Raw genomic sequence first — 20,161 nt, 5'->3', positions numbered from 1 at the left:
CAGTGTGGCAGCACAAATTGGCTGTCACACTCACTAAAAACTATGCTGCGTTATATATTCTGGCGTCTACTGGCGATAATTCCGCTGGTATTAGTTATCTCATTTATTGCCTTTATTTTGCTGAATCTTGCACCGTCAGATCCAGCGGAAGTCGCTTTACGCATTAATGAAATTGTCCCTACACCTGAAGCAATAGAGGGAATGCGCCAAGAGTTAGGTCTTGATAAGCCTTTTTTCACTCGTTATTTCTTATGGCTAGCGGCGGGCTTACAGCTCGATTTTGGTACTTCTTTTCTAACTCGAACCCCTGTTGTTCAAGAGATGCTAAGTGCATTACCGCCAACATTGTGGCTAGCTTCAACCGCCTTATTCTTTACCATTATTCTGGCACTCCCTTTGGCTTTATGGTGTGTTGCTAAGCCAAAAAGTGTTGCTGATAAAAGCATTCGCTTTGTGGTTTTTGTTTTAACGGCTATCCCTAATTATTGGCTAGGGCTTTTATTGATTTGGGGTGTTGCTGTCTATTTAGATTGGTTACCCGTGAGTGGAATGTTGTCACCACAATCGGTGATTTTGCCCGCATTAGCACTGGCGTTAGGTTATATCGGCACATATTTACGGCTATTACGGGGGGCGATGCTAAACCAATGGCATCAACCTTATGTATTTTATGCAAGGGCGAGGGGATTACCTGATAATCTGATTTTACGTCGCCATATATTACGAAATTCGCTCTACTCTTCATTAACTGCGCTGGGTATGAGTATTCCTAAATTAATAGCAGGGACCGTGGTTATTGAAAATATATTTGCATGGCCTGGTGTTGGGCGTCTTTGTATTAGCGCCATATTTGGTCGTGATTATCCTATGATACAAGCCTATATTTTACTGATGTCTTTGCTGTTTCTCTTTTTTAATTTTTTGATGGATGTTATTCAAATTACTGCTGATCCTCGGTTGAGGAAATAATTATGTGGCAACTTTTTTGGCAGCGACTTTCTCAAGATAAAAGTGCTCAGCTGTGCTTTTTCGTCATCATTATCGTTATATTTGCGGGGATATTTGCACCTTGGATTGCCCCTCATGATCCTACATTGACCTCGATACGTTTAAAATTTCAGCCAAACAGTATTCATTATCCATTAGGTACTGACAATTTAGGGCGTTGCATTTTTTCTCGCTTATTATTTGGTATTCGCACTACCGTTTTTTACGCCTTATTGGCGATGAGTGTCACCTTAATGATTGGTTGGTTAATGGGGATGTTAGCCGGATTTTTTCATGGCAAAACAGACGCTTTAATTATGCGATTATGTGATGTGGTGTTGTCATTTCCTGCCGAGATAATGATCCTGGCATTAGTGGGTATTATAGGACCCGGAATTGGCAATATTTTACTTGCCGTCATTTTAGTGAAGTGGGCATGGTATGCCAGAATGATCCGTGGTGTGGTGCGTCAATATTCTCATCGTAATTATATTGCTTACGCACGCGTAATTGGCGCCCCTTCAACGCATATTCTACGTCGCCATTTGCTGCCTGTTACCTTGGCTGAAACGATTGTTTTAGCTTCAACGGATATTGGTAGTGTGATTTTAATGATCTCCGCACTCTCCTTTCTGGGGTTAGGTGTACAACCGCCAACGCCAGAATGGGGAAATATGCTGAGTGAAGCCAAAAACGTGATGATATTGCACCCTGAACAGATGTTACCAGCAGGCATTGCGATAACCGTTGTGGTCACTGCATTTAATTTCTGGGGTGATTTTTTACGTGATGTGTTTGATCCCGACAATCGCCAGTCAGTAGGAAAAAAAGATGAACAACTTACTGACGCTTAATTCAATCTCAGTAACACTGAAAAACTCAGAAAAAAGGCTGATTGAAGAGGTTTCCTTCTCTGTATATCAAGGTCGTACTCTAGCCATTGTCGGTGAAAGTGGCAGCGGAAAAAGCCTTATTAGCAAAGTCATTATGGGGTTATTACCAGAAACATTGCAATTTTCAGGTGAAATCTGTTTTGAGGGAAAACCGATTGAGCATCAATCTTCACTTGAGCGTCGTGCTTTATTGGGGACTTCGTTAGGTGTGATTGTGCAAAATGGTATGAGTGCTTTTGATCCGCTAATGACCATTAGTAAACAGTTTAGCCAAACGCTTATTTATCATTTCTCATTAAATAAAAAGCAGGCAATAGAGCAAGTCAGTTCTGCATTATCTCATGTTTTTCCGACACAATATCAAACTATTATGTGTGCTTATCCCCACCAATTAAGTGGCGGGCAATTACAACGGGTTATGATAGCAATAGCATTAGCTTTATCGCCCAAGCTATTAATTGCTGATGAGCCGACAACGGCACTGGATGCTCCTCTTCGACGAGAAATTTTGCAATTACTTCAGAAAGTGATTGAGATACAAAAATCGACACTTATTTTTATTTCCCATGACTTGGGATTAGTCAATGAAATTGCTGATGATATTTTGGTTATGAGAGAGGGGAGAGTCGTGGAATATGGCGAAAAAGCACAGGTATTAAATTACCCAGCTCAAGATTATACCCGTTACCTTATTGAGGCGAGAACGCGGCTTTCAACACGATTTAAGCAATTAACCCGTCAGTATTAACAGAAAATTTGACTTAAAAAGAAGGAGAGAAACAATGTTATTGCGAGTGGAGAATATCAGTAAGTATTATTCACAAAATAGTTCTCTCTTTGGGCGTAAAAATAAGACGGTAATTGATTCACTCTCTTTTAATATTGCCAGTGGTGAAGCTTTTGGTTTAGTCGGTGAAAGTGGCAGTGGAAAAAGCACGTTAGCACGATTGATCAGTGGGTTAGAGTTGCCAGATAAAGGCGCTATCTATTTAAATAATAAGCCAGTAACTCAAAGATTACATCGCCAAGGTATTATTAGTATTGTTTTTCAAGATTATACTACGTCAGTAAATCCTACATTAACGGTAGGCGAAATTATTGCCGAGCCAATACGAATAATAAATGGCAGCCTAAGCAAGCAAGATTTAGAACCACTTATTTTTTCTTTATTAGACCGAGTTGGTTTAGCCAAAAATTGTTATCACCAATATATTTATGAGCTCTCTGGTGGACAAGCACAACGAGTCTGTTTATGCCGAGCTTTGGCATCTTATCCGCAATTTATTGTATTAGATGAAGCGTTGAGCTCTTTAGATTTACCCACGCAAGTGCAGATACTTGACCTATTAAAATCATTAAAAGAAGAGTTTCAATTGTCTTATTTGTTTATTAGTCATGATATTCAAACAGTGGCATATTTTTGCGATACCGTAATGTTTTTTTCACAGGGAAAAAAGATTGAGCAGTGTAACGTTACTCAGCTTAACCAAGTAACTCAAGATTATTCCAAACAACTCTTAGCCAGTGTGATTTAATAAATAGCGATTTTAAATAAGATAAAATCGCTATTTTATTGCGTAGAAAAATAAACAATTAAAGGTTATTCATTAAGTGTTCTTGTACTGCTTTTGCATCATTGCTGGCATTAAAATCGATGCCAAATAACAGTGTGCCTTCTTTGATATCAATAGTGCGTGGTGTTGCTTTTGTGCAGGTGATGTTCTGAATTTTCTCTTTTACGGTCTCTTGTGCGGCTTTTGAGCTTTCACAAACATTGATTACACCTTTTAAGCCTTCGCTACAATAGCCATCAATACCTGCTGTTTTTAGGTCATCGGCAGTAAATGCAGACCAATCAAATGCCACATTAATATTGGTATTACAGCTTTTATTAAGAGAAGCAACACGAGACTGAATATTATCTTCAAACTTTTGATATTGCTCTTTTTCCGCTAATGTTGCTGAGAATGCAGATGTTGAAAGCAGTAATAAAAAGAAAGTGATTATATATTTTTTGAACATATTAAGATACTCCAGAAGTGAATGGATATTAAGTTAAATATGCTATTTACTGTAGTCGTATTTTAATTGATATCAATAAGAAATATTTTAATTTTCCATTATTTTTAATTTATTAAAAATAGCTAAAATAGAGTATTAATATTACTTTGGTTCGAAATACACTTATTATTTGTAATTTACGTTATGGTTGTTTTAAATAAGCTATTTAGCTATCTCGCCGAATATTTAAATAAGTGTTATTACCTATTATTTTCCATATTGTCTCTATCTTATAGTGTTCGTTATTTTAATAGCGAACATAATCGATTCAGTCGCTATATTATCATGCCTATTTTCTTCATTTATTAAATAGTCAATTAAATCAATGTAATAAATTATCAATGTAGATCTGTATCACAATACAGTCTTATTGTGATTGTTTTTTCGTCATGCTCGAATTAACTTGCTAACTCGAAGTAGCAAAAATTAGCATAGCGTTAGCAAATGATGAGGGTTCGCATGGAACAACAATATTTTATTGGCGTTGATGTTGGCTCAGCCAGTGTCCGTGCAGCGGTATTTGATAGCAATGGAAAGCGTTTAGGTTTTTCTGTTCGCCCTATTGCTCAGTTTCGTCCTAAAACAGATTTTGTTGAGCAATCCTCTAGTGATATTTGGCAACAGGTCTGCACAACAGTAAAAGAGTCTGTGAAGCAGTCTGCAATTGACCCAGTTCAGGTGAAATCTATTGGTTTTGATGCCACTTGTTCTTTGGTTGCCGTGGGTCAGCAGGGAAAAGCACTCTCTGTTTCACCAAGTGGTCACTCTGAGCAAGATATCATTATGTGGATGGATCATCGCGCAGTAGCAGAGACGATGACTATCAATCTAACCAATGACTCTTCACTGAGATATGTTGGTGGTGAAGTTAGTATTGAAATGGAATTGCCAAAAATTCTGTGGTTAAAAAATAACTATCCAGAACGTTATCAAGAGGTTTGGCGATTTTTTGATTTAGCTGATTTTTTAGTATGGAAAGCAACCTCAGCAGATGTAGCAAGTACTTGTACATTAACGTGTAAATGGAATTATCTTGCTCATCAGAGCCAATTTAGCGAGACCTTGTTAGCCGACGTAGGATTGGATGAATTATTAGAAAAAGTTCCTCAAACCATCCTTGCTTTAGGTGAACAGGCCGGCTGCCTTAGTGATTCTGTGGCTGAGGCATTCGGATTACATACGGGAGTCATTGTTGCCTCCGGTATTATTGACGCCCATGCAGGTGGGTTAGCATTAACTGCGGCACAGCCCGAAGGTAGTTTAGCAATTATTAGTGGTACATCTAACTGCCATATGATTGTTAGCCAATACCCAATTATGGTTCCTGGCGTTTGGGGTCCTTACTTTGGTGCGATGTTACCTGATTTATGGCTAAACGAAGGTGGGCAAAGTGCGGCGGGTGCATTAGTTGAATGGTCGATTCGTCGCCATGAATCATGGGCTGATTTATCTCAAGAAGCCGAGCAAAAAGGGGTGAGTTATTACGCACTACTCAACGATGCTGTGGCAGAACTTGAAGCATTAGAAACTTATCCAACGGCGCAGTTTCATGTTTTAGCTGATCACCATGGCAATCGTTCTCCTCGTGCTAATTCATCAGCAAAAGGCATGGTAAGCGGCTTAACGTTAGAAAGTGGTCGTGTATCACTTGCTCGTTATTACTTGGCAACGTTGCAATCTATTGCTTATGGCACTCGTCATATTATCGACACACTTGAAGATGCCGGACACCAGATTAGCCGCATTGTGATGTGTGGTGGCGCAACGAAAAATGCATTGTGGTTACGCGAATATGCCAATGCAACAGGACGTGAAATTCATTTAGCCCAAGAAGAAGATGCTGTGAATCTAGGTGCAGCATTATTAGGTGCGGTTGCATGTAAAGCGTTTGATGATTTTTCTCAAGCAGCGAGTGCCATGGTGCGTGAAGGTGGTGTGATTACGCCAGATAGTGATACCTACGCATTCCATCAAGCGAAATACCAAGTTTATTTACAGATGTATCAGGATCAGCAGCGCTACAACGAGATGATGTCAGATTGCTGAGTATCGATGACGAACGAATTTACTTTACCAGGGATATCTTATGTTGAATTTAAACCTACCAAAATTACCAGAAACCATCACAGCAGGTCCGAAAGAGATCTTGATGGTGACTAACGCAGACTTACGTGAGCCTGCAAACGTGACTTGTTGGCCTGTACAGAAAAAATTTGAAGATAAATTAGCGGCAGCATTAGCAGCACAAGGCTACAAAATGAAACGTGCTCATAAAATTAATGAAGCGCGTGGTCATGGTTTTATCAGCAGTCAGCGCGAAGGTTGCGATATGTTTGCGGCAATCGACCCTGATGCACCTGTTATTGTGTTATTAACCGCATGGCAATATTCACATCATATTGCCTCTTCATTAGCGCATCACCGTGGTCCAATTTTACTGTTGGCTAACTTTGATGGTACATGGCCAGGTTTAGTTGGCATGTTGTGTTTAGCTGGCACCATGACCAGTTTAGGTAAAAATTATTCACGTTTATGGTCAGCGGATTTTGATGACAAATTCTTTATCGATGGATTGGCTACTTGGTTAGATTATGGCTCGGTAAATCATAAACTTAGCTATTTAAAAGATATTGCTCCAACGCATAAAGTAATGGCAACAGAGGCTGGAGAAGTTGGTCGTCAAGTCGGCGAATACATAATTAAAAATAAAGAAATAATTGGTTTGTTCGATACATTCTGTATGGGAATGATTAACGGGGTCTTCCCACAACAGGCAATGATCAATATTGGTATGCCAATTGAATCACTTTCTCAATCTGCGTTACTGGTCGAAATGGCGAAAGTACCGACAGAATTAAGAGAAGCATGTTTACAGTGGTACGAAGATAACGGGATGACGTTTATGTTTGGTCAAGATGACAAAACTGAACTGACTCGCGAGCAGGTAATGGAGCAGTGCGCCATGATGATTGCAATGGCGCGTTTCGTAAAACGTTTTGGTCTAACCGCAGTGGGTGTGCAATATCAGCAGGGTCTAAAAGATTGTTGTCCTGCTTCTGACTTTGCTGAAGGTGCTATTGGTTCAACAGTACGCTTCCCTCTGCCAGATGAAAACGGCGAAATTATTTGTCCAAATACGCCAATTCCTTGTATCAATGAAGTGGATATGGGAACGGCGATTCCTCAAACGATGTTATGGCGTTTATTAACTTCGTTAGGATTACCCGCAGAAACCACACTGCATGATATTCGTTGGGGTAGTGAGTATGAAGGAACATTCTACTGGGATATGGAGATTTCAGGATCTGTTCCTTTTGAACACCTCAAAGGCGGCTTAAAAGGTGCTACAGGTTATCGTCAGCCAGCGATGTTCTTCCCTAAAGGCGGTTCAACTATCGCAGGACAAGGCAAAGCAGGACGTCTGTTATGGGGTCGTGCACACTATGAAGGTACTGATGTGATTATGCATATTGGTACGGGTGTTGCTGTTGAGTTACCTGAAGCTGAATTTGAACGCCGCCGTAGAGCAACTAACTATGAATGGCCATTATTGAACTGTACGTTAGATGGCGTCACACGTGATGACCTTATGGCGGGACATCAAAGTAACCACATTACAGTGGCTTATATCGATGAAGATAAATTGGCGTTTGTGCTGCAAGCATTTGTTGCTCAAGCATTAACACAAGGTATCAAAGTGAAAGTGGCAGGCGATGCCATTAACTTACTATAAGGACATTACGATGAGTCAGCAAAAATACGTTGGTATCTGGCCTGTTATGCTAACTCCCTTTGATGCTAAAGGGGAGATTGATTGGGCGTCATTAGAACGCCTTGTAGACTGGTATATCGATTCTGGTGTACATGGGCTATTTGCCGCCTGTCAATCAAGCGAAATGTTTTATTTAAGTGATGAGGAAACTCAAGCACTGACCCGTTTTATCGTCGCAAAAACAGATGGAAGAGTACCTGTAGTTGCTTCTGGTCATACCGCAACAGCACTGAGTCAGCAAAAAGAACAATTGCAGGCGATGGCTTCAACGGGCGTCGATGGCGTGATTATGATCAGTAACCGCTTGGCTTTAGTCGGGGAGCCTGATGAGAAAGCGTTAGAAACACTACAAGTCTTAACAGATGTGGTACCAAAAGAGATTGATTTGGGTATTTATGAGTGTCCTTATCCATATAAACGACTGTTATCAGAAGAGATTGTTGAGTGGTGTGCAAAAAGCAACCGCTTTACGTTTATCAAAGATACCTGTTGTTCTCTGCCGATGATAGAACGACGTTTAGCATTAGCCGAAGGTAGTCGCTTGCATTTAGCCAATGCCAACAGCCAAACGTTATTAGCCTCTTTCCAAGCAGGATGTCAGGCATATAGCGGTGTAATGGCAAACTTCCATCCAGAGTTATATGTCTGGCTTTATGAAAATTGGAAGGATAAACCAGAGCAAGCTGCGGTATTAGCTGAATATTTATCAACAGCGGCTATGACAGAAACACTGGATTATCCAGCATGCGCCAAATATCATCAGCGCCTTATTGGTAATTTCAGTACGCTGGTCTGCCGTTCCCGTAACAGCAGTCAGTTTGAAAATTCATTTTTCCCAAGCGCGGTTAATAGTATGACGGCACTCGGTGAAAACATGAAAAAATGGCTTTCGTTAGATTAATTTAGGACACAGGAGTAGGAATATGCCTTTCGTGATGAAGGAAACACAGTTTGTGCTAGATAATGCACATTCACTTTTTAATCACTGCCATGCTTCAACGATTGTGCGTGTGCCTAATACTGAGCGTTTGTTAACCGCTTTTTTTGCTGGCGATAAAGAAGGTAGCGGTAATACCGCTATCTGGTTAGTCATAAAAAATGGCAATAGTTGGCAACATGCTCAGCCTGTTGTTAAAAATCCGGGTGTTGCACACTGGAATCCGGTCTTACATGTTGAGCCATCAACAGGTAATATCTGGCTGTTTTACAAAACGGGTCCTGATGTACATAGTTGGACAACCCACTATGTTATCTCGACAGACGGCGGAAATAGCTGGAGTTCACCAAGTGAGCTGGTTTCTGGTGATGTAACACCTAGAGGTCCTGTGAAAAATAAAGTGTTAGTGATGTCAAATGGCGAGTGGTTGGCACCAGGTTCGGTTGAGGATGACCAATTCTGGGATGCGTTTGTCGATATTTCTGGCGACAACGGTCAACACTGGCAGCGAGTGGATATTCCAATTGAACACCATAAAGGTGGTCAGACGGAACATGAAATCTGGCAGGGCTTAAAGGATGATGCCTTATGGGAGACAGATCTACAGCGCGTTTTTCAATGGGACGGCGTGATACAACCAACACTATGGGAATCCCGGCCTGGGCATGTGCATGCCATGATGCGAAGTACTCGCGGCGCTATTTATCGCAGCGATTCAACGGATTATGGACGCAATTGGTGTCCGGCTTATGCAACAATATTACCAAATAATAATAGCGGCATTGATGTCGTCTCCTTCGCAGATGGTCAGTTGGCATTGGTGTATAACCCGAATTCAGGTAACTGGAGCCGACGTTATCCCATCTCTGTCAGTCTTTCATCCGATAATGGCAGTACTTGGTCTGAACCATTCGATTTACTGGATGGGGAAGGCGAATTTTCATATCCGGCTATTATTGCTGAAGACAATACCCTACATGTTACCTTTACTTGGAACAGAAAAAACATTGTCTATCAGCAACTAGTAGCTACTCAATAAAAAAGTGGAGAAAGGGTTTTATGAAAAAGAGTCTACTCGCAGCGTTGGCGATTACGATGACACTGGGCATGGGGAATGCAGTAGCCCAACAGTTAACGTATCCTACAAAAAATATTGATGTAATTATCCCGAAAAATCCGGGTGGTGGTACAGATACTTCTGCGCGCACTATCGCTGAGTTTGCGAAAGATGTTATGCCAGCTGGTCGTATCTTTGTGCCAGTGAATAAACCTGCTGGTAATGGTTTAACAGGTTTGATTGAAGTGGCTAATGCTCGCCCAGACGGCATGAAATTAGTCATGACAACTGTCGAACTGGCGATGTTCCCACATCAGGGCAAATCACCAGTGACTTATAAAGACTTTACACCAATCGCAACCACGATAGCTGACCCTGTTGTTTTGGTTGTTAATGCCAATTCGCCATATAAAACATTACAAGAGTTTATTGATGGCGCTAAAGCAAATCCGGGTAAGTTGAAAGTGGGTAACTCTGGTATGGGGGCTATTTATCACTTAGCTGGCGTTAATATTGAACGTACTACAGGTACTAAGTTTAACCACATTCCTTATAACGAAGGTACTGGTCCCTCTATTGCAGCATTAGTGGGTGACCATATCGATGGCGTATTAACCACTCCGGGTGCAGTAAAATCTCAAGTTGATGCAGGTATTTTACGTGTATTAGGTGTTATGGATGAGCGTCGCTTCCCATTATTCCCAGAAGTACCAACATTCAAAGAAGCATTAAAACTGAATGTAAACGTAAAAATGCGTGCTTGGGCAGTATTAGCAACAACCGCAGGTGTACCAGATAACGTTAAAAATGAGTTAGTGGGTGCGTTCTCAGAAGTTGTTCAAAAACCTGAGTACCAAGAAGCACTGAAAAAACAAGGTATTATGCCAGTATTCATCACCGGTGACGATGCTTACCAAATGATGAAAGAAGACCACGAAATGTATGCTGAATTAATATCAGCAACGCTGAATAAATAACCTTTCTATAATAATAAACCACCCTATCCGTAAATCGGATAGGGTCGGGGAGATCCCGACATGACTAAAATCAATACAATCATCGGTGCGATTTCAGTAGCTTTTGGGTTACTAATTATCTATCTCTCCCGTGATATGAGTATGTTTGATGAATATGGTGTACCTGGGGAGCGTTTTTGGCCTTATGGTTTAGCCATCTTATTTATTTTACTGGGGATATTTCAATGGATAAGTGTGATTGTGCAAAAAGCGAAGCACATTCATCAATCTGTTGATTTAAGTTCGACAGCAATTAAGCGCGCTTATGGTTTAGGCATTTTTATGCTGTTGTATGCAACTGGTTTGCATTTCTTAGGTTTTATTATTCCGTCATTGCTTCTTATCCCAATCATTATGTGGTTGATGAATGAGAGAAAACCTATCTCGATGGTTATTACTCCTGTCGTGATTGTTGCTGCTGTTTATGTCTTCTTTGACATTATCTTTAATTCACCTCTGCCAACCTCTGTGTTTTTTGAGTAAGCGGTAAAGGAGCTTTGGTATGGAAATATTAGATGCTTTAATGGTCGTTTTCAGTTTGGAAACGATAACGATGATCCTGTTAGGGGTATTTGCGGGTATTATTATCGGCGCATTACCGGGGCTAACAGTCAATATGGGAATTGCGTTACTACTCCCATTAACTTATTCCTTTCAAGGAATGACTGGAATTTTATTACTACTAGGCATGTACTGCGGTGCGGTATATGGCGGATCAATTACGGCAATATTGATTAGTACACCGGGTACGCCAGCATCAGCGGCAACGGTATTGGATGGTTATCCAATGGCGAAAAAAGGTGAAGCAGGGCGAGCACTGGGATTATCTACCATGGGCTCTATGTTTGGTGGGATCTTTAGTACCATAGCGCTTATCGTGATTGCACCACAATTGGCAAAAGTAGCAACTGGATTTTCTGCTGCTGAATATTTTGCACTTGCTGTATTTGGCATAAGTATTATTACCAGTGTATCATCGCAATCGATTATCAAAGGATTAATGGGTGGCGCAATTGGGTTAGCGATAGCGACGATTGGACTTGACCCAATGACATCAGGCCCTCGTTTTACTTTTGATACCGTGTACTTAATGGGTGGCGTCTCTTTTATTCCAATTTTGGTTGGGCTGTTTGCATTCTCTCAAGGTTTAATTAGCTTTGAAGAGGAATATCGTGAGCGTAAACAGAAGAAGAGTGAAAAAATTAACGCTCGTATTTACCGTGTATTACCAACATGGTTAGATTTTAAACGTGTATTACCAACGTATTTGCGTTCATCTGCCATTGGTACAGCAATTGGTGCTATTCCTGGAACAGGTGGAGATATCTCATCATTTATCTCTTATAACGAAGCGAAGCGTTGGTCAAAACATCCTGAAGAGTTTGGTCATGGTTCACCTGAAGGCGTTGCAGCACCAGAAGCAGGTGCCAACTCAGTGACGGGTGGAACAATGGTACCTTTAATGACATTGGGTATTCCGGGTGATGGTGCAACAGCCATTATTATGGGTGCTTTTATGGTACAAGGACTGGCTTTAGGGCCTCAGCTCTTTACTGATAACCCAGTGGAAGTGAATAGTATCTTTATTGGCTTAATGATGGCGAATATATTCCTCGGTATCTTAGGTTTCTTATGTATGAAACTCTTTGTTCGAGTGATGGATGTTCCCCGTCGTGTGTTAGTCCCTATTATTTTTGTGTTATGTAGTGTGGGCGCTTATTCAGTTAACCATAGCATCATTGACGTATTTGTCATGATGGGGGCTGGGTTATTAGCTTATATTATGATTAAGCTCGATTTCTCTATGTCTCCTGTGGTTATCGGGATTATTTTAGGACCGATGGCTGAGTCTAATTTACGTCGTGCATTAATGATGTCTCAAGGGGATTTATCAATCCTATATACACGCCCAATTACAGCGACATTCTTAGGTATTGCATTATTGACACTGGTATTACCGATTGTCGGACCAACGTTAAAAGCAATGTGGAAGAAATGGCGAGCTAAACCTGCTCAATAATGGTTAACCTGCCCTCACTGATAAGGTGGGGGCAATCTTAATGATGGAATATTAATGGCAAAAACAGTTGAACAGATTGCAAATGACCTGAATTTGTCTATTACCACAGTTAGATTGGTATTAAATGGCAAAGGTGACCAATATCGGATCAGTGCAAAAACGCAAAAGAAAATTGCTGATTATGTTGAGGTTTTTGGTTATACCGTTAACCATGCTGCAAGAAGCTTAAAACTTAATAAAACAGACACTTATGGTCTGGTTATTCCCCGTCTCTCCAATCCATTTTTTGCAGCTTTAGCTGAAAAACTAGAGATGCATTGTCACCAAATCGGTTGCCAGCTAACGATTAGCTGTACCTATGGTGATATCAAAAATGAAAATAAGCTCGTTAAATCAATGGATGAGCGTAATGTCGATGGCATCTTTATCGTCTCAGCAAGTCGAAAAAATCAGCAGCACCATGTTAAACATCGCCAAAAACCGTTAGTTTTTTTAGATAGAGATTTTTCGGTCTCTGATGCAATTTGTGTGGCATCAGATAACTGTGACAGTGGTTTGCAATTAACCAAAGCAATGATAAAAGATAACGTCGCTATCCATTTTTTTGCGGGTGATGCATTACTACCTACCATTGCTGCACGTTTGCGCGGTTATGTTCAAGCGATTAAAGCGCATTATGGTGATGATAGCCGAGTAACGGTCTCTTATGCTGAACACAACACGACCAAAGATGGTGAGCAGATGATGAGACAATATTTAGCGCAATATCAGCAAATACCTTCTCATTTTATCGCTTCATCATTGCCCGTGTTAGAAGGAATATTAAGTGTAATACGCCAACAAGAAGGTGCTATTCCTGAGCATTTGCATATTGGTACATTTGATGAACATATTATGTTGAGTTTTTTACCTAATAATGTGTGGTCAATGAAGCAAGATGAAGCCTTATTGGTAGAGAAAGCCTTTAAAATCATGGCAGCTAAAATTGCGGGTGAAACCGTAAAATCCCCTTCGCTGATTAAAACACAGCTAATCGAACGCCTAATTTCTACCCAATGAGTCAATTAGCAAACTTATTCGCCTCACTTTGTGAGTAGATTAGGCTTTCTATTCGCCTCACTTTGTGAGTAGAATAGAGTTTGTATTTGACTCAAGAGGTGATTTATGTGGATTTGGCAACATTCAAACTGGACTCATTTCAGATTTAAAAACAATGTCGTAATCCCTTTACTTATTGATACTCGTTTCGTTCAAGGGATGCTCTATGGTCAAAGCCAAATGTTGTCTGAGAACAGTACATCCTCATTAGATTCTATTTTGGCAAATATTATTTATTCGAGTGATATTGAAGGTGAGAAGTTAAATGCATTTTCTGTGCGTTCTTCATTAGCGACTCGTTTAGGTATTGTGGAAGAGAAAACATACCCAACTGATGAAAAATCAGAGGGTTTTGTGCAAGCTGCATTAGATGCTATTAATAATTTAGATGAACCATTAACTCATGAGCGTTTATTTCAATGGCATAACCTGTTGTTTCCTGAAGGACACTCTATTTTAAATTCGATTATTTCAGGGGAATATCGAACAGGTATTGTTCAGGTCGTTTCAGGTAAAAGAATTGATAAACCTATTGTGCATTTTGAAGCTCCGCCGCCTGAATTAATAGAAACAGAAATGGCTTTATTTTTGGATTGGTTTAATAAAACGAAAACCCATTATGAGCCTGATTTAATTATTAGAGCGGCTATTGCCCATCTTTGGTTTTTAACTATCCATCCATTTGAAGATGGAAATGGACGAATAGGCAGACTTATTATGGACTTAGCATTAGCCCAGGCTGAAAATAAAACAGTCAGATTATATGCGATGTCAAAAACGATTAATGAGCATCGCCAAGAATATTATGACACCATCGAAAATACGCAAAAAGGTGATGGTGATATTACATTATGGCTTCAATGGTTTTTACAAATGCTTCAATTATCGATTTTGGATGCAACTCATGAAATTGATAAGACAGTAAGGGCAACAAAATATTGGCAAACCCACGATCAAGCGTTGTTATCACCAGAGCAATCAAAAGTCATTAATAGAATGCTTCAAGGGGATTTTGTCGATGGAATTAATAATAGCCAATATAAGAGTGTGGCAAAAGTCAGTCGAGCCAGCGCGACAAGACATTTAGTATTTCTTGTGGAGCAGGGTTTTTTAGCAGATAGTGGGGCCGGTGGGCGAAGTGTGAGATATATTTTACAAGACTAACTTTTCATTATTTAGCCACAATCGTGACATTAGTCGGTTTGTTTTATTGTTATTCTTTTTTTTATTTCTTTTATTGCGCGTTACGCTATTTGTTGCTTAAGTAAAAATAGGGGCTCTTGATTATCATTAACTAGAGGCTCATAATTTAGACAGATAGTTCCATTTTATTAATATAAAAGGATATTAAAGAAAGATGAACGATGATGTTGACCGATGTCCTGAGTGTCAAGTAAGGGCATTTTATACGGATGATTTTGTCCGTGTTTACCAAGCCTACTCGAATACTATTGCTCAGAGCGCAGTCGCAAACGGGACTTTTGTTTCTCCACCTTTCAGTTTAACGCGTATGACGTGGGTAAAACCCTCTTTTCTTTGGATGATGTATCGTTCTGGTTGGGGACGTAAAGATCCTAATCAAGCCTCTATTTTAGCGGTTGATATTACCCATAAAGGGTTTCAAACGATGCTTACCGAAGGTGTTGTCAGTCATTTTGATCCAGATCGCTACACGAGTGGTGATGTATGGAAAAAAGCGGCGGAAACCAGTGATATTCGCATTCAATGGGATCCTGAACGTGATATTTATCTTAATCGACTCAGTTATCGCACTATTCAGATTGGTCTGCGTAATCAAGCAGTAGAAAAATATTGCCAAGAGTGGATTGTGAATATTACCGATATCACTGATAAGGTTCATCAGATTGATGCGTGTATCGCAAATGGTGATTTAGATACTGCATACCGCTTATTACCTGTAGAAAAACCGTATCATTTTGGTGAGTGATTTCTCACCAAAAGTCACCCCGCTATTATCATTGGCGGGGTAATTGCTTTCTATTATGCAGTTGTAAGTTCTGGGCGAACCCCAAGAGTATGACAAATTGCATAAGTGAGCTCTGAACGGTTAAGCGTATAAAAATGAAAATCTTTTACGCCTTCTCGGCTTAAAATCTTTACCATATCAATAGCAATTGAAGCACCGACAAGACTGCGTGTTTCTGCGTCATTCTCTAATCCATCAAACATTTTATTCATCCAACCTGGAATTTTAACATTGGTTAATCCAGCAAAGCGGGTGAGTTGTTTAAAGTTAGTAACAGGTAAAATACCCGGCACAATTTCGACGTCTATTCCGGTTGAAACGCAGCGATCACGAAAACGTAAATAGCTTTCCACATCGAAGAAAAACTGTGTAATCGCTCGATTTGCTCCCGCATCCACTTTTTTCTTTAAATTGATTAAATCTGCTTGGGCGCTTTTGGCTTCAGGATGAACTTCTGGGTAGGCGGCGACAGAAATATCAAAATCACCTACACTTTTAAGTAAATGCACCAAATCAGTGGCATACATTTGCGGTTTTTGTGAGTTGTCAGGTAAGTCACCACGTAAAGCAACAATATGGCGAATACCACTTTGCCAGTAATCTTGGGCAATATGTTGTAGCGCTTCACGACTGGCATCTATGCAAGTTAAATGGGGTGCTGCTTCTAATCCTGTTCGCTCTTTAATACCTTTAATAATTGAGTGAGTTCTATCTCGTTCACCTGAGTTTGCACCATAAGTCACAGAAACAAAACGTGGTTTTAAGGTATTTAAACGAGCGAGCGATTGCCAAAGTGTATTTTCCATCTCTTCTGTTCGTGGTGGAAAAAACTCAAAAGAAACGTCAATCTTACCGTTTAATTCAGCTAGATTTTGGTTAAGTGCTTCATGTTGGCTTGCGTGATAAAAGCTCATACCTGTACCTCATTGATGTAATGTCACTGTGTTTTTTATTTTTATTCAGTTAAGTATTACTGCTTATTTAACCGTCCAAACGTTTAGACGTCTAGAAGTAGATTCTCTTAATTAGGTTATTTAGTCAACAACTATTCACCCTGTTTTTGATGAGGATAATTCAATGGGAATAAGAAAAAACTTCATGTTGAGATGGCTAATCGCATAACAAATAAGACATGAAATTGTGCTTAAGAAGAGAAAACAAGTGCTTTATCTAATAAATCAAGGTCGTTATCTTCTACAATAAAGCGAAATTAAGCACCGATAGGAGGAAAAATGATTGTATGTAAGCGAGTTTATGGTGACAAAGAAAATGAGCACGAAGGCTATCGGGTATTAGTTGATAGGCTTTGGCCTAGAGGGATCAAAAAAACCGATCTTCATTACGATGAATGGAATAAAAACGTTGCGCCATCATCTGAATTAAGAAAATGGTTTCATGCTGGCGGAGGCGATTTTGCTGAGTTTACCCAACGCTATATTAAAGAGTTGGAAACATCCCCGGAATACTGGCTGCCGTTGTTGCAGATAGCGAAAGAAAAGCCACTGGTTTTACTCTACTCAGGTAAAAATGAGCAGCAAAATAATGCCACAGTATTAAAGGATTTCTTGGCAAAACAGTTTTGATAACCGTTTTGATATAAGTAAGAAGCTAGATTTTATGAGTAGTGTTGATGAAAAAAAGTAAAAAAAAGTGGCGCAGTATTAAGCGCCACAAACTTGCTAATAAGAACATTGAACAGAGTCAGAGAATAAATTTATAGTTTATTTGTTAAGCCACAGTTTGCGTGTTGGCCTCTAACCATTGGGTGATGCGTTGTTTCTGTTCGTCATTTAACCACATGCCGAGTTTGGTACGACGCCAAATAGCATCATCAACACCAATTACCCATTCGTGTTTTACTAAATAACGTAATTCAGCTTCATAGAGGTTATGACCAAAGTTCTCGCCCATACCTGCTAAGTCGCTAATACCTTCAAGTAGCAGTTCTGTATTGCTGCCATAAGTGCGAGCAAAGCGTAGCGCAAGCGCTTCTGGCAACCATGTATGACGTTGGCGAATTAAACGTGAATAACCATCACGGTCACAACCTTCTAAATTACCACCCGGCAATTGACCATCTTTAGTCCATGGTTTACCCATATTTGGAAAATAAGCAGCCAGTTTATCAACGGCATGTTCACCTAATTTACGGTAAGTGGTTAATTTGCCACCAAATACAGAAAGTAATGGTGTTTTACCGTTGTCATCATGTACATCAAGGGTGTAATCGCGGGTAATCGCCTGTGGTGAATCAGATTCATCATCACATAGCGGGCGAACACCTGAGTAATCCCAAACAACATCATCTTTAGTGAGTTGTTTCTTGAAGTGATCATTGTAGACTTTCAGTAAGTACTGAATTTCGTTGTCATCAATCGCCACATCTTTAGGTGAGCCTGTATATTCAACATCGGTAGTACCGATGATTGAGAATTCATCCATCCAAGGAATAACAAACACAATACGGTTATCTTCATTTTGTAAGATATAAGCTTGTGGTTCGTTATGGGCACGAGGAATAACAATATGGCTACCTTTAATTAGGCGAATACCATAAGGTGATTTCAGTTTTAAGCCTTCATCAAATAGCGTTTTAACCCAAGGTCCCGCAGCATTAACAAGCGCTTTAGCTTGATAACAGGTGGTTTCACCAGAGCGCAGATCTTGAGCTTCAACCATCCAAAGGTCATTTTCACGCCATGCACGAGTGACTTTAGTACGAGTACGCACTTCACCACCACGACGTACAATTTCTTGTGCATTCAGTACCACTAAGCGTGCATCGTCAACCCAGCAGTCTGAATATTCAAAACCACGAGTGAAATCAGGTTTTAGCACAGAGTTTGCACCAAACTTGATACCTTTACTGCTTGGTAAACTGACGCGTTTTCCTAAATGATCGTAAAGGAACAAACCGATACGGATCATCCATGCTGGACGCAAATGTGGTTGGTGTGGCAGACGAAAACGCATTGGAAATGCGATATGTGGAGCCAGTCTCAATAATACTTCACGCTCAGCTAGCGCCTCGCTAACTAAACGAAATTCGTAGTGCTCTAAATAGCGTAAGCCACCATGAATCAATTTTGAACTAGCGGAAGACGTTGCGCTTGCCAAGTCTTGAGCTTCCAGCATTAACACTGAAAGGCCTCGGCCTGCTGCATCCGCCGCAATTCCAGCGCCGTTTATTCCGCCGCCGATGACTATCAAGTCTTTGGTTTTCATAACATCCTCCCGAGAATGCGCGAAACAATTCTTTAATGTTCGTTTTCGCTCACAAGTGTAATGAAATTTGATAGAAATGCCAACTATATAACTGATAAAAAACATTAGTGCGTGATATACATAACAATTTATTATCATATCCTTACATTTAATGTGCTTATTGGTTGGCGAAAAACATTGCTAATAGATTGATAAAAATAGAAAAGATATTAAAAGAAGAGAAAGTAAAGAAATAGGCGAAAATAGGTGAAAATAGAAAAAAATAAGAAAAAATAGCGAAAATTAATAAGTGAGAAGATAAAAAAAGTACCTTAAAAGGTACTTTTCCTAAGCGTCGAACCCGTTAACAAAGTTCTAATTGAACATTATGTTGTTCAACAATTTTCTGAATACCAGCAGGTGGCTCTTGGTCTGTAAAGAGATAATCAATAAGGTTCATATTGCCAAGATTAACCATTGCATTACGACCAAATTTTGAATGGTCGGTAACTAGCATCACACAACGTGAATTTTCGATAATTGCGCGTTTTGTGCGTACTTCGTGGTAATCAAATTCAAGTAGTGAGCCATCCATATCAATACCGCTTATCCCTAAAATACCGTAATCAAGGCGGAATTGAGAGATAAAATCAAGCGTTGCCTCACCGACAATACCGCCATCTCTTGTGCGAACTTCACCGCCCGCAAGAATTAAGCGAAAATCCTCTTTTCCCATCAGTAATGTTGCCACATTCAGGTTGTTGGTCACAATACGTAGGTTTTTATGATTTATGAGCGCATGAGCAACGGCTTCTGGTGTGGTGCCAATGTCAATAAACAGTGTTGCACCATCAGGTATTAAGCTAGCAACACGTTGTGCTATACGTGATTTTTCGTCAGACCACATGATTTTGCGGTCATGATACGCAGTATTGACGGAACTTGATGGCAATGCGGCACCACCATGGTGACGTTGGATTTTGTTCTTTTCCGCCAATTCATTTAAATCACGTCGGATTGTCTGTGGGCTGACTTCAAAATGCTCCACCAGTTCTTCGGTGCTGACATAGCCCTGTAGGCGTACCAGTTCGATGATGGCATCATGTCGTTGTGTTTGCTTCACAGGTGT

Annotated in this window: 19 protein-coding genes; 15 read left to right on the top strand and 4 right to left on the bottom strand. The window is 40.1% G+C overall.

Annotated features, from left to right (window positions below):
• Positions 1–42 precede the first annotated feature (42 nt).
• The 4 genes from opp1B to ABN099_RS14090 are packed head-to-tail and all read left to right on the top strand — an operon-like array spanning position 43 to position 3,415.
• The gene (gene opp1B, locus ABN099_RS14105; RefSeq protein ID WP_349464504.1) at positions 43–969 is read left to right on the top strand and encodes a nickel/cobalt ABC transporter permease; all 927 of its coding nucleotides are present in this window, start codon (positions 43–45) and stop codon (positions 967–969) included.
• A gap of 2 nt (positions 970–971) precedes the next feature.
• Positions 972–1,841 (top strand): nickel/cobalt ABC transporter permease, encoded by an 870-nt coding sequence (gene opp1C / locus ABN099_RS14100; RefSeq protein WP_349464503.1) that lies wholly within the window; start codon positions 972–974, stop codon positions 1,839–1,841.
• Positions 1,819–2,628 (top strand): ABC transporter ATP-binding protein, encoded by an 810-nt coding sequence (locus ABN099_RS14095; protein WP_349464502.1) that lies wholly within the window; start codon positions 1,819–1,821, stop codon positions 2,626–2,628. The genes opp1C and ABN099_RS14095 overlap by 23 nt, the downstream gene beginning before the upstream one ends.
• A gap of 34 nt (positions 2,629–2,662) precedes the next feature.
• Positions 2,663–3,415: an ABC transporter ATP-binding protein gene (locus ABN099_RS14090; protein WP_349464501.1), complete on the top strand. Its 753-nt coding sequence runs from the start codon at positions 2,663–2,665 to the stop codon at positions 3,413–3,415.
• Between the two features lie 58 nt (positions 3,416–3,473).
• Here ABN099_RS14090 and ABN099_RS14085 read toward each other — a convergent pair whose 3' ends face one another.
• On the bottom strand, positions 3,474–3,902 hold the full coding sequence (locus ABN099_RS14085; protein ID WP_349464500.1) for a hypothetical protein: 429 nt from the start codon (positions 3,900–3,902) through the stop codon (positions 3,474–3,476).
• Between the two features lie 498 nt (positions 3,903–4,400).
• On the opposite strand from ABN099_RS14085, the gene ABN099_RS14080 reads away from it, so the two are divergent.
• The 10 genes from ABN099_RS14080 (at position 4,401) to ABN099_RS14035 (ending at position 15,789) form a co-directional block, all read left to right on the top strand.
• The gene (locus tag ABN099_RS14080) at positions 4,401–5,987 is read left to right on the top strand and encodes an FGGY-family carbohydrate kinase (protein ID WP_349464498.1); all 1,587 of its coding nucleotides are present in this window, start codon (positions 4,401–4,403) and stop codon (positions 5,985–5,987) included.
• A gap of 40 nt (positions 5,988–6,027) precedes the next feature.
• Positions 6,028–7,674 carry a signal transduction protein gene (locus tag ABN099_RS14075; protein ID WP_349464497.1) on the top strand — a complete coding sequence of 549 codons (1,647 nt, stop codon included), beginning with the start codon at positions 6,028–6,030 and terminating at the stop codon, positions 7,672–7,674.
• Positions 7,675–7,684: 10 nt separating this feature from the next.
• Complete coding sequence (locus tag ABN099_RS14070) at positions 7,685–8,614, top strand: dihydrodipicolinate synthase family protein (RefSeq protein ID WP_349464496.1); 930 nt, start codon at positions 7,685–7,687, stop codon at positions 8,612–8,614.
• A gap of 22 nt (positions 8,615–8,636) precedes the next feature.
• Positions 8,637–9,689, top strand: coding sequence for a sialidase family protein (locus ABN099_RS14065; protein ID WP_349464495.1), 1,053 nt, complete (start codon positions 8,637–8,639; stop codon positions 9,687–9,689).
• A gap of 20 nt (positions 9,690–9,709) precedes the next feature.
• Complete coding sequence (locus ABN099_RS14060) at positions 9,710–10,684, top strand: tripartite tricarboxylate transporter substrate binding protein (RefSeq protein WP_349464494.1); 975 nt, start codon at positions 9,710–9,712, stop codon at positions 10,682–10,684.
• Between the two features lie 60 nt (positions 10,685–10,744).
• Positions 10,745–11,206 carry a tripartite tricarboxylate transporter TctB family protein gene (locus ABN099_RS14055; RefSeq protein ID WP_349464493.1) on the top strand — a complete coding sequence of 154 codons (462 nt, stop codon included), beginning with the start codon at positions 10,745–10,747 and terminating at the stop codon, positions 11,204–11,206.
• A gap of 19 nt (positions 11,207–11,225) precedes the next feature.
• Positions 11,226–12,743 (top strand): tripartite tricarboxylate transporter permease, encoded by a 1,518-nt coding sequence (locus ABN099_RS14050; RefSeq protein ID WP_349464492.1) that lies wholly within the window; start codon positions 11,226–11,228, stop codon positions 12,741–12,743.
• A 54-nt stretch (positions 12,744–12,797) separates the two neighbouring features.
• Positions 12,798–13,802, top strand: coding sequence for a substrate-binding domain-containing protein (locus ABN099_RS14045; protein WP_349464491.1), 1,005 nt, complete (start codon positions 12,798–12,800; stop codon positions 13,800–13,802).
• Positions 13,803–13,907: 105 nt separating this feature from the next.
• Positions 13,908–15,005 (top strand): Fic family protein, encoded by a 1,098-nt coding sequence (locus ABN099_RS14040; protein ID WP_349464490.1) that lies wholly within the window; start codon positions 13,908–13,910, stop codon positions 15,003–15,005.
• Between the two features lie 193 nt (positions 15,006–15,198).
• Positions 15,199–15,789, top strand: a complete 591-nt coding sequence (locus ABN099_RS14035; RefSeq protein ID WP_349464489.1) for a DUF4291 domain-containing protein — start codon at positions 15,199–15,201, stop codon at positions 15,787–15,789.
• A 53-nt stretch (positions 15,790–15,842) separates the two neighbouring features.
• Here ABN099_RS14035 and metF read toward each other — a convergent pair whose 3' ends face one another.
• Positions 15,843–16,742, bottom strand: a complete 900-nt coding sequence (gene metF / locus ABN099_RS14030) for a methylenetetrahydrofolate reductase (RefSeq protein ID WP_349464488.1) — start codon at positions 16,740–16,742, stop codon at positions 15,843–15,845.
• A 318-nt stretch (positions 16,743–17,060) separates the two neighbouring features.
• Between metF and ABN099_RS14025 the strand changes: the two genes are divergently transcribed.
• Positions 17,061–17,411, top strand: a complete 351-nt coding sequence (locus tag ABN099_RS14025) for a DUF488 domain-containing protein (RefSeq protein WP_349464487.1) — start codon at positions 17,061–17,063, stop codon at positions 17,409–17,411.
• Between the two features lie 145 nt (positions 17,412–17,556).
• Here the strand turns inward: ABN099_RS14025 and glpD are convergent, their stop codons facing one another.
• Together glpD and ABN099_RS14015 are read right to left on the bottom strand one after the other, a co-directional pair.
• The gene (gene glpD / locus ABN099_RS14020) at positions 17,557–19,053 is read right to left on the bottom strand and encodes a glycerol-3-phosphate dehydrogenase (protein WP_349464486.1); all 1,497 of its coding nucleotides are present in this window, start codon (positions 19,051–19,053) and stop codon (positions 17,557–17,559) included.
• Positions 19,054–19,396: 343 nt separating this feature from the next.
• Positions 19,397–20,155: a DeoR/GlpR family transcriptional regulator gene (locus ABN099_RS14015; protein ID WP_006534541.1), complete on the bottom strand. Its 759-nt coding sequence runs from the start codon at positions 20,153–20,155 to the stop codon at positions 19,397–19,399.
• Positions 20,156–20,161: the final 6 nt, after the last annotated feature.

It is taken from the genome of Proteus hauseri, assembly GCF_040139125.1.
Taxonomy (GTDB): domain Bacteria; phylum Pseudomonadota; class Gammaproteobacteria; order Enterobacterales; family Enterobacteriaceae; genus Proteus; species Proteus hauseri_B.
This window is presented reverse-complemented; position numbering and strand designations above follow the sequence as displayed.